Raw genomic sequence first — 16064 nt, forward strand, 5'->3', positions numbered from 1 at the left:
GCCTGTCAAGGCAATCACTCCCAGAATCACCAGATTCGTCACCTGCGTTCCCAGACGTTCCTCGCTGGCTGCCGCTGCAATAATAACGAGCACCGTCAGTATGATGCATCCGATTCCACGCAGTCCCGCCCAGAAATTGTACATCGAATAAATAAAAATCTCTTTTGGCTGTATTTTTACACGTAAGTCCATTTTATCTTCTCCCTAATTTTCTATGCCTTATCCGCCGCCCCATTCCAGTCAGCGCTCCTGCATCCTATAACCAACGGCTGAATCTGCCGTGGTTTACTTCGTCTCCCGGATTTTCATCGTCAGCGAAATGCGCTTCTTCGCCACATCAACCGCCAGCACCTTGACCTCCACGATATCCCCGACGCTGACCGCCTCCAGCGGATGCTTGATATAGCGGTCTGTCATCTGGGACACGTGAACCAGACCATCCTGATGCACGCCGATATCCACAAACGCACCGAAATCAATGACATTCCGCACGGTTCCTTTTAAAATCATGCCCGGCTTCAAATCCTTCATTTCCAGCACATCCGTGCGGAGAATCGGCTTTGGCATCTCCTCACGCGGGTCGCGCGCCGGTTTTTCCAACTCGCTCACGATATCGAGTAAGGTCGGCTCGCCGATCGAAAGCTCTTTTGCCAGCTTTGCCGTATCCGCGATCTCCTTGCGGATATTGCGGATGCCGCCCGCCGCGATCTCCTTCGGATCATGTCCAAGCTGCTTTAAAAGTGCCTCCGCTGCTTTATAGCTCTCCGGGTGCACACTCGTCGCATCGAGCGGATTCTTGCCGCCCTGGATCCGCATAAATCCGGCGCACTGTTCATACGCCTTCGGTCCCAGCTTCGCCACCTTCAAAAGCTCACGGCGCGTTGAAAATGCGCCATTCTCCTCCCGATATGCCACGATATTTTTCGCAATCGTCTTGTTAATGCCGGAAATATAGGCGAGCAACGGCGCCGATGCCGTATTCAGATCCACGCCGACCTTATTTACGCACGTTTCCACCACGCCCTGAAGCGCCTCGCTTAAATTTTTCTGGTTCATATCATGCTGGTACTGACCGACTCCAATGGATTTCGGATCAATTTTTACCAGCTCCGCCAGCGGATCCTGCAGGCGTCTCGCGATCGATGCCGCACTTCTCTGTCCGACGTCAAACTGCGGAAATTCCTCCGTCGCCAGCTTGCTCGCCGAATAAACCGACGCGCCCGCCTCATTGACGATGACATACTGAACTTTCTCCGGAATTTCTTTTAAGAGTTCCACGATGATCTGCTCAGATTCTCGGCTTGCCGTACCATTCCCCACTGAGATCAGGGAAATGCCGTACTTGCGGATCAGCTTTTTCACGATCTCCTTCGACTCTTCCACGCGGTTTTGCGGCGCAGTCGAGTAAATGACCGTCGTATCGAGCACTTTTCCCGTCTCATCCACAACTGCCAGCTTGCAGCCCGTCCGGAATGCCGGATCCCAGCCAAGCACCACGCATCCTGCGATCGGCGGCTGCATCAAGAGCTGTTCCAGGTTCTTGCCAAATACCTGAATCGCGCCGTTCTCTGCCGTTTCTGTCAGTCCCGCGCGGATCTCGCGCTCGATCGCCGGTCCGATCAGGCGGCGGTAGCTGTCCAGAATCACTTCTTCCATCACGCGCGCCGCATCCCCATCCGGGCGGATAATCAGCTGTTTCTCCATATACCGGACAATCTGCTCCTCCGGCGCTATAAGCTTCACGCTCAGAATCTTCTCTTTCTCACCGCGGTTGATCGCCAGCACACGGTGTCCCGCCAGCTTTTTGACTGGTTCGGAGAAATGATAGTACATCTCGTACACCGACTGTATCTTCTCATCCTTTGCGGATGCCTCCAAAAGACCGTCCTGCATCGTCTTTTTACGTGCGTAGTTGCGGTATTTTGCCATCTCGCTGATCTGCTCAGCCAGAATATCACGCGCGCCGTCTATTGCCTCTGAAACATCTGCAACACCCTTTTCTTCCGACACGTACTTCGCCGCCTCCGCCTCCAGGCTGCCGCCCGCTTCCTGCTTGTAAATCCAGACTGCTAACGGTTCCAGCCCTTTCTCACGGGCAATTCCAGCACGGGTGCGCCGTTTCGGGCGGTACGGAAGATAAAGATCTTCCACCGCAACCAGCGTCGCCGCATCGCGGATCTGTTTCTCCAGCGCCGGAGTCAGCTTCTCCTGGGCGCGAATCGCACCGATCACCTGCTCCTTTTTATCCTCCAGATTCCGAAGATAGCGCAGTCGCTCATCTAGCTGGCGCAGCACCTCATCATTCAGAGAACCGGTCGCCTCCTTGCGGTAGCGCGCGATGAACGGGATCGTGTTTCCCTCATCGATCAGCTTTACCGCCGCTTCGACCTGATTTCTCCCTATCTGAAGCTCTTCTTTCAATGCCTGTATAATATCCATGCAAAAACTCTCCTTCAATATCAATACGCTGTTTAATCATACCATTCCAGCGCATATTTCGCAAGTCAATGCCTAACTGGACAAGCGGCTTTATTCATGATACACTTTTATCGGATTCAATCCGCCAGATGGGCATAGATTTTGTTTTGCCCTATTCAGCGGCTGTCTCTAATTTTCAGAAAAGGATGTAGCTGTTTTTTTTTCACAGTTATGAAAGGATTAGATATACGATGAGTTATTACGATGAAACACATTCTCCGAAGGAACATTCAGATACAAATGAAACCCGGCGCAATCGTTCGCGCCGCTATGCCACGATGTCAATGATGTGCGGCATCTTCGCATTTTTCTCCCTGTTTTTGAGTTTTTCCGCCGCGATTCTGCTCGGAATGTCGGCGAATGTACTGTTTGTCCTCTCCAAGGAGGAAGGACAGCCGCGGCGCGGCAGCGCAGTGGTCGGGCTGATACTGGGAGTTATGTCTACCATCTTTGGAGTAGTTGAGTTTTTCTGCCTGATCCAGGTGTACCATATGATTACGGATCCGCAATATGCGCCGTTTTTTGATCAGGCAATGGAGTTGTATGAGAGTTTGATTGGTCCGTTACAATAAAATGATTGGCAAGGAGACCTTTTTCTGTGTATTTCTTGCGTTAAAAAGCACACCGCGTCATGAATGACTTTGGCGTGCTTTTTACTTTATATCCTATTTTGTATAGCGAATCGTCTGGCGGATATCTTCCTCGAATGCCGCTGCCAGTTTCCGGAAGCGTGCTTCGGTCATTTCTCCGGTTACGACCGCAAATTCGTCCATCTCCGGGAGTTCGATGGTTTCTGCCTCACCGAAGGCTGCACGCACATCGGCAAGTTTGTCGGCTGATTTGCCCGCCAGTCGGAGGAAGTAGCTGAAAGTTACTTCGCCCATCGGTGCAACTGGCTGTTTTTCGTCGGTCCAGCCGGTCGGGATGTTGTCTTCCATGTGTCCGGCGATCTCTACGATGTCGCTGACGACTGCGCTGGCTGTCGGGAGTTTTCCGGCGCCGCTGCCGTAGAACATAACGGTTCCAAGTGTATTGCCGCGAACCATGACTGCATTGTATACGTCATTGACTGCAAAGAGCGGATGATCCGGTCCGATCATCATCGGGCATACATAGACGCTGGCTTTATTGCCTTCCATGCGGCTGGTTCCAAACAGTTTAATCGAGGTTCCCAGCTTTGCCGCATATTTGAAATCGGTATCGGTAATCTTTGTGATGCCCTCGGTCGGCACATCTTCGTAATTTACTTCTTTTCCAGTTGCCAGTGAGGTAAGAATCGTGATCTTGCGGCAGGTATCGTAGCCTTCTACGTCTGCCTCCGGGTTGCGCTCTGCATATCCGAGTTCCTGCGCTTTCTTTAAGGCTTCCTCAAAGGTCTGACCTTCTCTCGCCATCTTGGTAAGGATGTAGTTGGTTGTACCGTTTAAGATACCGCTGATTTCCTCGATCTTCTCGCCTGCAAGAGACTGGGTCAGCGGACGCAGAAGCGGAATGCCGCCGCCTACGCTGGCTTCGAAGAGGAAGTTTAAGTTCTTCTCGCGTGCAATCGCCAGAAGCTCGGTGCCGTGTGCCGCTACAAGTGCCTTGTTGGAAGTCACAACGTGCTTACCGGCTAACAGGCACGCTTTTGCAAACTTGTATGCCGGATTGACGCCGCCCATCGCCTCTACAACGATCTCTACTTCTTCGTCTTTTTCAATGATTTCAAAATCATGAACAATCTGCGCTTCGTACGGATCACCCGGAAATTCACGCAGATCCAGAATATATTTTACTGCAATCTCTTTGCCGGTTTTTTCTGTGATTTTGTCTTTGTTGGTTTCTAATACTTCTACGACTCCGGAACCAATTGTTCCATAGCCCATCACTGCTACCTGAATCATAATCTTTACTCCCTGGCTATAATTTTTACGTTGTGTACTCCCGAATTTTCTTCCATCTCTTCGACCATATGCGATATATTTCCGGTATCCGGGCGGACTTCCACGCTGAGTGTCAGCGTCGCCACATTGTTGACCGGAATACTCTGATGAATCGTCAGAATATTCGCCTTGTAAATCGCTACGATATGAAGAAGATCCGATAAAAGTCCCTGTTCATCATCCATCTGCAGCACCATGGTAATCGTTTTGCCCTTGGCGTTGTCGTAAAATGGAAAAATATCGTCCTTATACTTATAAAAGGAACTCCGGCTGATCCCAAGCTGGTCGGTCGCCTCCTGAATCGTCATCGCCTTTTCCGACGCAATGAGCTTCTTCGCTTCCGCCACCTTCAAAAGGACTTCCGGCACTGCTTTCTGCCTTAACAGATAATACTTTGTCTTTTCTTCCATTCCATCTCCGCTTATGTACGCACCAGAAATACATTTGTGTTTACCAGGAAGATATTATCACATTTATTGACACTCTGCAATCTATTTTTTTCATAATAATCGAATTGTATCTGTAAAAAAACAGCCTGAACTGACGGCACTCGACAGAGTGTTTTCTTCTCTGTCAAACTTTTGTGCCGCCAATCCAGGCTGATTTATCTTCTTTTACGCCTCTTCTGTCTTCTGGTTTTTCAGGCTGATCCACTTTAAATACGCACTGATAAACAGATCAATATCTCCATCCATCACCGCGTTCACATTGCCATTTTCGGCGTTCGTCCGGTGATCCTTGACGAGCGTGTACGGCTGCATAACGTAGGAACGGATCTGGTTTCCGAAGTTGATATCCTTGACATCGCCGCGGATGTCGGACAGCTTCTCGGCATTCTCCTGTTGTTTGAGCAGGTACAGCTTTGCCTTTAACATCTGCATCGCCTTGTCCTTGTTCTGGAACTGGGAACGCTCATTCTGGCACTGTACGACGATACCGGTCGGCAGATGCGTGATACGGATCGCGGAGGACGTCTTGTTGATATGCTGTCCACCGGCACCACTCGAGCGATAGGTATCGATCCGCAGATCGTCCGGATTAATCTCCACATCCAGATCTTCTTCAATATCCGGCATGACATCACAGGAAACGAACGAGGTCTGACGCTTGCCAGCCGCGTTGAACGGGGAAATACGGACCAGACGATGGACGCCTTTCTCCGATTTCAGGTAGCCGTAGGCATTTTCGCCGTTGACCTGCAGTGTGATGGACTTAAGTCCCGCCTCGTCGCCATCCAGGAAATCAAGCACCTCGGTCGTAAAGCCCTTTTTGTCCGCCCAGCGCTGGTACATACGATACAGCATACTGCACCAGTCCATCGCCTCGGTACCACCCGCGCCCGCGTTCAGCTTGATGATCGCGTTGCAGCCGTCGTACTCGCCGGACAGGAGTGTCTTTGTGCGGAGTTCTTCCAATTCTTTGACGAACTCATCTAACATCTCCTGAATCTCCGGAATCATCGCCGGGTCATTTTCCTCATAGCCCATCTCGATCATGACCTGGATATCCTCATACTGCTGTTCAAGGTGCTTGTAGCCATCCACGGTATCTTTGAGATTTTTCGCCTCACGGACCGTCTTGGTCGAGCGCTCCGGATCATCCCAGAAGCCCGGTTCTTCCATTGATTTGTCAAGCTCCGTGATGCGGCGCTCCTTATTTTCCAGATCCAGGGAATCCTTGACCTCTTTCAGCGTCTCATCGTAGGTTGATAATGTATACTTAAACTGATCTAATTCAACCATGCTCTCACCTTCTCCATTCTCATCTATCTGCTGCCATTTTCCTCAACGGTTCAGCATTCTTTCAGTTATATTTTGTTACGGATCACACACATATAGACCGTAACTCTTTTTTATATTTGGAAAAATTCCCGGAACCAGGTATTTCGCCATAGTTTCGGGAATTTTCTGCACAGACTGCTGCAAAATCACGGCAGCCTGCCTTCTTTCATCTATTAATTCTTCGCGTACAGCTTCCGTCCACAGCACTGTTTGTACTTCTTGCCGGAACCGCATGGGCACGGATCGTTCGGGTAAATCTTCTTCTCCTCACGCTTCTTCGGTGCCTGCACGGTGCTGTCGTCACGGTTGGTTCCCGTTACCTTGGCAGCCGGTTCACGCTCGACCTTCTGCTCTGCACGGATGTGGAACAGAATACGGACGGTATCCTCACGGATCGCTGCCGTCATGCTGTCGAACATCTCATAGCCGCTCATCTTATACTCAACCAGCGGGTCTCTCTGACCATACGCCTGCAGACCGATGCCTTCGCGCAGCTGATCCATATCGTCGATATGAGCCATCCACTTTGCATCAACCACTTTCAGAAGGATCACGCGCTCCATCTCGCGTACCTGTTCCGCGCTTGTAAACTCTGCCTCGCGTGTCTCATAAAGCTTCGTTGCCGCCTCTTTGAGCATATGTTTCAGCTCATTTTTCTTCATATGCTGCTGGTCTTCCGTCAGCTGAATCGGCTCTAACGGGATAACCGGAAGCAGCAGGGAATTTAACTCGGACAGATCCCACTCAGCCGGTTCCTGCTCATCAGAGATGGACATATCTACGGCGTTTTCTACGATATCCGTGATCATCTTCATGATAACGGAACGCATATTCTCGCCATCCAGTACACGGCGGCGCTCTGCGTAGATTGCCTCACGCTGCTCGTTCATAACCTCGTCGTATTTTAACAGGTTCTCGCGGATACCGTAGTTGTTGGTCTCAATCTTCATCTGTGCTTTCTCAATCGCCTTGGAAAGCATCTTGTGCTCGATCTGCTCATTCTCCGGTACACCCATCGCGTTGAACATATTCATCAGACGCTCTGAACCGAAGAGACGCATCAGGTCATCCTCCAGGGACAGGTAGAAACGTGATTCACCCGGATCGCCCTGACGTCCGGCACGACCGCGCAGCTGATTATCAATACGTCTGGACTCATGACGCTCTGTACCGATAATCTTTAAGCCGCCCAGTTCTCTGGAAATCTCATCCAGCTTGATATCCGTACCACGACCTGCCATATTAGTCGCGATCGTAACGGCACCGTGGATACCTGCATCTGCTACGATCTCAGCCTCCAGCTCATGGAACTTCGCATTTAATACCTTATGCGGAATGCCGCGTCTTGTCAGCATCTTGCTCAGAAGCTCGGAAGTCTCGATCGTAATGGTACCAACCAGAACCGGCTGTCCCTTTTCATGGGCTGCTGCCACTTCCTCGACAACCGCATGGAATTTCTCTTTTTTCGTCTTATAAACCGCATCCTCGTAATCAATACGCTGTACCGGGCGGTTCGTCGGGATGGAGATAACGTCCATCTGGTAAATGTTACGGAACTCCTTCTCCTCGGTCTGTGCCGTACCGGTCATACCAGCCTTCTTGTTAAACTTGTTGAAGAAGTTCTGGAAGGTAATGGTTGCCAGCGTGCGGCTCTCACGGCGCACATGTACGTGCTCCTTCGCCTCAATCGCCTGATGGAGACCATCGGAATAACGGCGTCCCGGCATGATACGTCCGGTAAACTCATCGACGATCAGAACCTCGTCATCTTTTACCACGTAGTCCTTATCGCGGAACATCAGGTAGTTGGCACGCAGTGCCAGGATGATGTTGTGCTGGATCTCCAGGTTCTCCGGATCCGCCAGGTTCTCGATGTGGAAGAAATCTTCAACCTTCTTCACACCAGCCTCGGTCAGGTTGACTACTTTATCTTTCTCATTGACTACGAAATCGCCTGTCTCCTCGATCTCCTCGCCCATGATGGCTGCCATCTTGGAAAATTCTGCTGATTCCTCGCCCTTTTCCAACTGACGTGCCAGAATATCGCACACCTCATAGAGCTTCGTGGACTTGCCGCTCTGTCCGGAAATGATAAGCGGGGTTCTCGCCTCATCGATCAGGACGGAATCGACCTCATCGATGATCGCATAGTCCAGATTCCGCATAACCATCTGCTCTTTGTAGATCGCCATGTTGTCACGCAGATAATCGAAACCAAGCTCATTGTTGGTAACGTAGGTAATATCACAGTTGTAAGCTTCCCGGCGCTCGTCGGAATTCATTGAATTTAAAACCACGCCGACAGTCAGACCGAGGAATCTGTGAACCTCGCCCATCCACTCTGCATCTCGTTTTGCCAGGTAGTCATTGACGGTAACGATAAATACGCCCTTTCCAGCCAGCGCATTTAAGTACGCCGGTGCGGTGGAAACCAGGGTTTTACCTTCACCAGTACGCATCTCTGCGATACGTCCCTGATGCAGGACGATACCACCGATCAGCTGAACCGGGTAATGCTCCATATTTAATACCCGTCTCGCCGCCTCACGCACGGTTGCAAATGCCTCCGGCAGGAGGTCGTCCAGCGTCTCGCCGTTTGCAAGGCGCTCTTTGAACTTGCGCGTATTGTCGCGCAGTTCGTCATCCGATAAGGCAACCATCTGCTCACGCATACCTAAAATCTTATCCACAATCGGGCGGATCAGCTTCAACTCGCGTTCGCTGTGGGTACCAAACACTTTCTCTATCAGATTCATGCTTTTCTCTCCTATTTCTTGCTTTCTCGTTCTTTTTTCGTTTTTATAGCTCAATGTATGATGTGTTTTAGATCGAAAAGATCATATAGGTATAGTTATACAATCTTATTTATTCTAACACTAACAGGGATTTTATTCAATGATTTCATGATTTTTTTACATTTATTCTGCGCACGCGCCCGGCTAAGATAAGCCGAACCTGCCGTACCCGGAAAATCCCAGCCATAAAACAAGACCCTCCATACACGAACAAAGGAACCTGCTGTAAAACGCCGCCTCCCTGCCTATCCAGGTAAAACGTTTTTTCTTCTGCCAGCCCGCCAACTTTATGGTAAACCAGACAAGTTGCACAAAATATATGTTCGACTTTCTTGTTGTCCACATTATCCACATTTTGTCCCCAGTTTTGTGGATAAGTTTTGCACACCCATTTTTTCCCTTTTTTAGGGAAAATGGAGTTTTGCACCGACTTATCCACATTATCCACAATTTTCGTCTGTTCACGAAGCCCCCATTTTCCCCGGCGCATTTTGATTTCTTTTTTGTTCAGATCTCATAAACTTGCATATTTCTTTCAAAAATACAAGCAGATCTATTGACAAATGAAGAACCCTTGCATTACCTCCAAACCCCCGTTTTTTCTAGCTTTTTCGACCTTTTTCTGTTGCAAAAACACACCCATTCTGCCCTATCCTGCAAGACTCTTTTTTCATATTTCATTGTCCGCCGCACAAACCGCGCGCAAATCCCTTATAAAACAACAGCAATTCGTGAAAAATCAAACGACACAGTATTTCGACCTGTTTTTCAATTAATTGTGTTGACAATTTTGCGAAAAAGGTTGAATTTAACATCCAAAAGTGGTATACTATAGCCATCCCAATAAAAAGGAGCGATGATTATGCGTTATAAGATTACTGGAAGAAATATCAATGTTACCCCGGGGTTAAAAGCAGCTGTAGAGGAGAAGATCGGAAAATTAGAGCGATACTTCAATCAGGACACTGAAGTGAATATCACACTTACGGTTGAGAAAGATCGTCAGAAGATCGAGGTTACCATCCCTGTCAAAGGCACCATCATCCGTGCAGAGCAGGAAAGCAACGATATGTATGTATCGATTGATTTGGTAGAAGAAATCATCGAGCGTCAGCTCAAAAAATATAAGAATAAAATCGTAGACAAGAAACAGGCAGCCGTTGCATTCTCTGACCTCTTCATAAACGAAGAATATGATTCCAACGACGAAGTAGATATCGTCAAAGTAAAGAAATTCGCTATGAAGCCGATGGATCCGGAAGAGGCTTGTGTACAGATGGAACTCTTAGGACATAGTTTCTATGTATTCCTGAATTCCGAGACCGAGCAGGTCAATGTTGTTTACAAACGTAAAGGCAACACCTACGGATTGATCGAACCAGAATTTTAATTCATCGCTTCGTACTATAAGTAGACAAGTTTCCTAGCAAAAAGGGGAGCTGCCATGTGGCAGTTCCCCTTTTTGCGTTGTGTTAAGTTCCATTCATATTCTATTTCTTTTCTTAGAACAGACCCGTGATCCGTCCATTCTCATCGACATCGATCTTCTCTGCCGCCGGCACCTTCGGAAGTCCTGGCATCGTCATGATGTCGCCGGTCAGCGCTACGATGAAGCCTGCGCCCGCGGATACTTTCAGGTTGCGGACAGTTACTGTAAAGTTCTTCGGTGCGCCGAGCAGCTTCGCATTGTCCGAAAAGCTGTACTGCGTCTTCGCCATACAGATCGGATAGTTACCAAATCCAAGCTCAGTCAGGCGTTTTGCCTGCTTCTTTGCTGCATCCGTGAGTACAACGCCGTCGCCGTGGTAGATCTTCTTCACGATCGCATCCAGTTTCTCCTCGATCGTTGTATCGGTCTCGTAGCAGTAGTGGAACTCGCTCTCAGTCTCGCACAGGCGGATGACTTCTTTTGCCAGCTCCTCGCCGCCTTCTCCGCCTTTCGCCCATACCTCGGACAGAGCTACATTAACACCGACCTCATGGCACTTGTCCTCGATCAGCTTTAATTCTGCCTCGGTATCCATTGGGAAGCGGTTGATCGCTACGACACACGGAAGTCCATATACCTTGGTAATATTTTCTACATGCTGCATCAGGTTCGGAAGTCCCTTCTCCAGTGCTTCCAGATTCTCTGCGTTTAAGTCAGCCTTCGCCACGCCGCCGTGATGCTTCAGGGCACGTACCGTCGCTACTACAACGACCGCCGACGGTTTCAGCTCTGCCATCCGGCACTTGATATCCAGGAATTTCTCCGCACCCAGGTCAGCGCCGAAGCCAGCCTCTGTGATCGTGTAATCACCCAGCTTTAATGCCATCTTTGTCGCAATGACGGAGTTACATCCATGCGCGATGTTCGCGAACGGACCGCCGTGGATAAATGCCGGTGTATGCTCTAAGGTCTGTACCAGGTTTGGTTTCAGGGCATCCTTTAAAAGAGCCGTCATCGCGCCCGCTGCTTTCAGATCACCGGCAGTGACCGGTTCCTCGTCATAGGTATAACCTACAATAATCTTGGAAAGGCGTTCTTTCAGATCCGTAATATTGCGTGCCAGGCACAGAACTGCCATGATCTCGCTGGCAACCGTGATGTCATATCCGTCCTCACGGGTCACGCCATCCACGCGGCGTCCCAGACCATCTACGATGTTGCGGAGCTGACGGTCATTCATATCGACAACACGCTTCCAGGTAATGCGCTTCGGATCGATGCGGAGTGCATTGCCCTGATAGATATGATTGTCCAGCATCGCTGCCAGCAGGTTGTTTGCTGCGCCGATCGCGTGGAAATCACCGGTAAAATGGAGGTTGATATCCTCCATTGGAATGACCTGTGCATATCCGCCGCCAGCTGCACCACCTTTGACACCAAAGACCGGTCCCAACGACGGCTCACGAAGTGCTACGGTTACCTTTTTGCCAAGACGTTTCAATCCGTCTGCCAGACCGACCGTGGTCGTGGTCTTTCCTTCTCCGGCTGGAGTCGGGTTGATCGCGGTCACCAGAATCAGTTTTCCATCCTTGCCCTCGGTCTCTTTCAGAAGATTGTAGTCAACCTTTGCCTTATAATTTCCATACTGCTCCAGATACTTCTCGTCTACGCCTGCCGCCTGTGCAATCTCACCGATTTTCAGTGGATTCGCTGCCTGTGCAATCTCAATATCTGTCATCATTACTCCTGTACCTCCCTGTTTTTGCGGTTTTGCCTGTTCCGGAAGTTTTCACACAGTGAATGTTATCTGCTTTATCTTCTGTAAAGAAGATCCCCCTGTGAATTTCCCGGAAAGGCTGTGAATGTTATCTATTATATACTGTGTCTGACAATTTGGAAAGATACAAAATTGATTTTTCACAAAAAATTGCATCCGATTCCAGTTTTTCTACTCTTTTCTCAAGTTCTGATACATAACTTTCGTCCTTGATCGATGCCAGATTGATCTTCACATTAAAGAGTGCGCCCACAACCGCTGTCCGGGCTAACATCACCGCAATCAGACCGTCGGAAACGGCACCTTTATTGCCCCTCTTTACGACCGCTTCCGCCATCGGAAAAATCTTTGCCGCTGACTCCGCGATCGCAAGCGGCGCTTCGGTCGCCTCTTTTAACCCTTGCTGCAGGGCGGCAGTGCGGATTTTTTTCTCCTCTTCCGTCCCCTTCGGAAGCTTCAGGGCTCTCATATATCCGTTGAACGATTCGCTGTCCTTTTTGATCCCTGCCAGCAGCTCCTCATGCAGCGCAGCGCCCTCAGCTGCCAGCGCCTGCATTTCCTCCTGCACCCCGGCATATTTTTCCTTTCCGATCGTCAGATTTGCCACCATTTCCATCAATGCCGCGCCCAGCGCCCCCACCATCGCCGACACGCTTCCGCCGCCCGGTACAGACGCCTTCGAAGCAGTTTCTTCTACGAACTGGTTTACGGAAAGTTCTCTTAATTCTGCCATGATTTTTCTCCTTTTTTATAATATAAAAAGAATGTGCCTTGGCACATTCTCGCGCCGAGCGCGGTCGCTTGCGACATGTTTCTGCTTCGCGCGAGTGCACAAATTTTCCTATGAAAATGAAAAAATACCGCAAAATTGCTTGTCTCACCGATCAGAAATCTTCTGCCCCGCTGGCAACGTAATTTTGCGGTATTCCCACCGAGCCCTACGGATATGAAATCGTTCCGTAAGAACCGATATACTCCTTTATCTGCATTTACTAATTTAAGAATGAAACTGCCTTACACGGTGTTCGGTAGTTGGACGGCGAAATCTTGATGCCGCTCTTTGCCGTACTTGCGTGGATAACCTGTCCATTGCCTATGTAAAGTGCTACGTGATTGATATAATTGCCGCTCGCATAAAAAAGCAGATCGCCCGGCTGTACTGCGCTGACCGCAACCTCCTTGCCCTTTGCCGCCTGATCTCTCGAGCTTCGTCCGGTTGAAATACCGAAATGTGCAAATACACTCATTGTAAATCCGGAACAGTCCGCGCCGTTTGTCAGACTGGTTCCGCCGTATACATACGGATTTCCAAGGAACTGCTTTGCATATGCCACAACCGCAGAACGGGTAGCATTTGTTACTTCATTTCCAGAAGAGGACGTACCGCCTGTGCCTGGTCCGCCGCCCGGTCCAACGCCGCTTGCAGTGGTCGCTTTCGTCGCTGCCGCGGTAGTCGGCGCTTTCGTCTCAGCTGCCTTTGTCGTCTCCTTGGCTGCCGCTTTCGTCTCAGCTGCCTTGCTTTCGCTCGGATTCGCCTCTATTGTTCCGCTGTAGGAAGTCTCCGGTGCTTTGGTCGTCTCTTTGGCAGCTGCCGTGGTTTCCTTCGCCGCTGCCGTGGTTTCCGCTGCCCTCGACTCTTCCTCGGCTTTCTTCTTTACCTGTTCCAGGTTCTCGATCGCCGCATTCGCTTCCTGTTTCAGTTTTTCTTCTTCCGCTTTCTGCTGCTGTTCCTCAGCTACGGAAACTGCCTGCTTAAAGTCTACCTGTGTCGTAATATAATCTTTATACACATATCCGACCAGATCATTATCGACGGAAATCTTGGCAAAATCGCCCTCTTCTCCGATCACCTCATACTCTGCATCGGCAGAAAGAAGATCCAGCGTCTTGCCCTCTAAGCTCGGCGTCTCTCTCAGGCGAAGCGTAGAGGTATTTGTAACCTTCGCGTAGGTTGTGCCGACTTCCCTGGCAATCTTGGACGCCTCCTCGCCGGTCACAAAATACTGTGCTTTAATATAACCGGTCACGGAACCCGACTGGATATGGTACCATTTGCCGCCCTCGCCGTCCACCGTATCCAGAATTGTCGCCGCACAGTTATTGTAAATCTTTCCGACTACCTCGCTGCCTGTGCTCGCCTGTGCGCGAACATTGACATAATTGGTCACACGGGAAATCGCGATATTATCGTAGATCGACTTGGACATCGCGCGGACAACCGCCTCAGTCTCGCCAGTTGTCTCCTTTGGCTGGGCTTTCGTCTCTGCTGCCACCTGTGCCGGTTTGGCTGTCTGCGCGCCGCCTGCCACGCCCGTCTGACCGGCTCCCGCCACTGCCAGAACTTCTTTAGAAACAAATGCCTCCGCCAGCTCTTTTTCCGGGTTCAAGCTGCTCGCATAGTAATTATTGATCGCCACTGACGCACCAGCGACCGGGGCATCCGTCTCCAGATTCATCGCCGCCTGGGCGCTCATCTGTCCCGTCCCTACCATCACAAGGCACGCTCCTGATGCTATCAGAAATTTCAGCGTTTTTCTCATAAGAACCTCCTACTCTTCTGTCCGTTCTGTTCCGTCGTTTTATCTCAAACTGTAACTGTTCAGTACCTTCACAGTCACGCGCAAAAATCCATTAAAAATTGCCTACGGCAATGGGATTTTTGCCTGCTGGCCCATGTTTTCGTACGGTCAGCGCAGTAAATGCGCAGACCTACTAAACAGTTACTCTGTTTTCTTCTATGTTAAAAATGAGTTATGCCTGAAGATATCGCTCTGCAGATGCCACGCAGTTTGCACCGTCCGATGCCGCTGTCAGAATCTGGCGCAGCGCCTTGGTCCGGACATCTCCGGCTGCAAATACGCCCGGAACGCTCGTCTGACCGCTCTCATCCGCCCGGATATAGCCCTGCTCATCAAGCTCTAACTGACCCGCATACAGCTCACTCTCCGGTGCGATTCCGACCGCAATAAAGACACCATCCACGTCCAGCCGCTTCTCTTCTCCGGTTTTGGTCTGTCTCAGCCGCAACGCCTCCACCTGAGCGTTCCCTTCAATCGCAACCGTCTCGCTGTTCCAGACAAATTCAATATTTTCAAGCGCCTGTAAGCGCTCCTGCAGCCGTTTTGCCCCGCGAAGCTTGTCTCTGCGATGGACGATATATACTTTTTCACACATCCGTGCAAGAAAAATTGCATCTTCCAGCGCCGCGTCGCCGCCGCCCACAACGGCAACCGTCCTTCCCCGGAAAAATGCCCCGTCGCAGGTCGCGCAGTATGAAACGCCTGCCCCGCGAAGTTCCTCTTCTCCCGGCACCTCCAACGTCCTGTGATGTGCTCCGGATGCCAGAATCACACAGCGTGCCTCATACGTCTCTTCCTCGCAGACTACTTTCTTCACATTTCCTGAAAGCTCGACCTGCACGACCTCATCCTGTACAACTCTTGCTCCCAGCTTGTTTGCATGCTCCCGGAACTGTCTGGAAAGCTCAAAGCCGGTCACACCCGGAAATCCCGGATAATTGTCCACCTCCCAGGTATTCAGCACCTGTCCGCCGCTGATTCCATTCTTCTCTATCACAATCGTGTCCAGACATGCCCGCTGTGCATAAATCGCCGCACTCAAGCCAGCTGGTCCGGAACCAATGATTATTATATCATACATGGTATACAGTCCCTTTCTTCCGAATCTGTTCGGTAATTGATCCGCTCTATCGCTGTGTCAGATCCATTTGGTTTTAGTATAACACATTTTGGCACTTTCATACAATGCTGTAAAACACTCAGAACAGCAAAAAATGGATGAAAATTTCTTACGATTTTATGACAGGCGGAAAAATGAAACTATTTCATGAATTTTAAATACATGCTATAATTCAATCAAATA

Annotated in this window: 13 protein-coding genes; 2 read left to right on the top strand and 11 right to left on the bottom strand. The window is 50.0% G+C overall.

From position 1 onward, the window contains the following. Both QVO97_RS12355 and QVO97_RS12360 read right to left on the bottom strand, forming a co-directional pair. Positions 1 to 192 (bottom strand): hypothetical protein (locus QVO97_RS12355; protein ID WP_369678426.1); only part of this gene is annotated, 192 nt, incomplete at its 3' end. A gap of 93 nt (positions 193 to 285) precedes the next feature. After that, complete coding sequence (locus tag QVO97_RS12360; RefSeq protein ID WP_022360623.1) at positions 286 to 2439, bottom strand: Tex family protein; 2154 nt, start codon at positions 2437 to 2439, stop codon at positions 286 to 288. Between the two features lie 230 nt (positions 2440 to 2669). On the opposite strand from QVO97_RS12360, the gene QVO97_RS12365 reads away from it, so the two are divergent. After that, on the top strand, positions 2670 to 3050 hold the full coding sequence (locus QVO97_RS12365) for a hypothetical protein (protein WP_022360624.1): 381 nt from the start codon (positions 2670 to 2672) through the stop codon (positions 3048 to 3050). 93 nt (positions 3051 to 3143) lie between these two features. On the opposite strand, the gene QVO97_RS12370 is transcribed toward QVO97_RS12365, so the two are convergent. The 5 genes from QVO97_RS12370 to QVO97_RS12390 all read right to left on the bottom strand — a co-directional run bounded on the left by QVO97_RS12370 (position 3144) and on the right by QVO97_RS12390 (position 9466). Beyond that, positions 3144 to 4361, bottom strand: a complete 1218-nt coding sequence (locus tag QVO97_RS12370; protein WP_022360625.1) for a homoserine dehydrogenase — start codon at positions 4359 to 4361, stop codon at positions 3144 to 3146. A gap of 5 nt (positions 4362 to 4366) precedes the next feature. After that, on the bottom strand, positions 4367 to 4810 hold the full coding sequence (locus QVO97_RS12375; protein ID WP_022360626.1) for an ACT domain-containing protein: 444 nt from the start codon (positions 4808 to 4810) through the stop codon (positions 4367 to 4369). Between the two features lie 204 nt (positions 4811 to 5014). Then, positions 5015 to 6142, bottom strand: a complete 1128-nt coding sequence (gene prfB / locus QVO97_RS12380) for a peptide chain release factor 2 (protein WP_022360627.1) — start codon at positions 6140 to 6142, stop codon at positions 5015 to 5017. Between the two features lie 212 nt (positions 6143 to 6354). After that, the gene (gene secA / locus QVO97_RS12385; RefSeq protein ID WP_022360628.1) at positions 6355 to 8937 is read right to left on the bottom strand and encodes a preprotein translocase subunit SecA; all 2583 of its coding nucleotides are present in this window, start codon (positions 8935 to 8937) and stop codon (positions 6355 to 6357) included. A gap of 145 nt (positions 8938 to 9082) precedes the next feature. After that, a complete protein-coding gene (locus tag QVO97_RS12390) occupies positions 9083 to 9466 on the bottom strand; it encodes a hypothetical protein (protein ID WP_022360629.1) in 384 nt (127 codons plus the stop codon). Positions 9467 to 9838: 372 nt separating this feature from the next. Between QVO97_RS12390 and raiA the strand changes: the two genes are divergently transcribed. After that, on the top strand, positions 9839 to 10366 hold the full coding sequence (gene raiA, locus QVO97_RS12395; protein WP_022360630.1) for a ribosome hibernation-promoting factor, HPF/YfiA family: 528 nt from the start codon (positions 9839 to 9841) through the stop codon (positions 10364 to 10366). A gap of 112 nt (positions 10367 to 10478) precedes the next feature. Here raiA and QVO97_RS12400 read toward each other — a convergent pair whose 3' ends face one another. From QVO97_RS12400 to trxB, 4 genes are all read right to left on the bottom strand, one after another. Then, positions 10479 to 12146 (bottom strand): formate--tetrahydrofolate ligase, encoded by a 1668-nt coding sequence (locus QVO97_RS12400; protein ID WP_118652079.1) that lies wholly within the window; start codon positions 12144 to 12146, stop codon positions 10479 to 10481. A 124-nt stretch (positions 12147 to 12270) separates the two neighbouring features. After that, positions 12271 to 12915, bottom strand: a complete 645-nt coding sequence (locus QVO97_RS12405; protein WP_022360632.1) for a cyclodeaminase/cyclohydrolase family protein — start codon at positions 12913 to 12915, stop codon at positions 12271 to 12273. A gap of 259 nt (positions 12916 to 13174) precedes the next feature. Beyond that, positions 13175 to 14722: a C40 family peptidase gene (locus QVO97_RS12410; RefSeq protein WP_022360633.1), complete on the bottom strand. Its 1548-nt coding sequence runs from the start codon at positions 14720 to 14722 to the stop codon at positions 13175 to 13177. A gap of 211 nt (positions 14723 to 14933) precedes the next feature. After that, complete coding sequence (gene trxB / locus QVO97_RS12415; protein ID WP_022360634.1) at positions 14934 to 15842, bottom strand: thioredoxin-disulfide reductase; 909 nt, start codon at positions 15840 to 15842, stop codon at positions 14934 to 14936. Positions 15843 to 16064 lie beyond the last annotated feature (222 nt).

Origin of the sequence: Clostridium sp. CAG:43 (assembly GCF_000434655.1) — a bacterium.
Taxonomy (GTDB): Bacteria; Bacillota; Clostridia; order Lachnospirales; family Lachnospiraceae; genus Otoolea; species Otoolea fessa.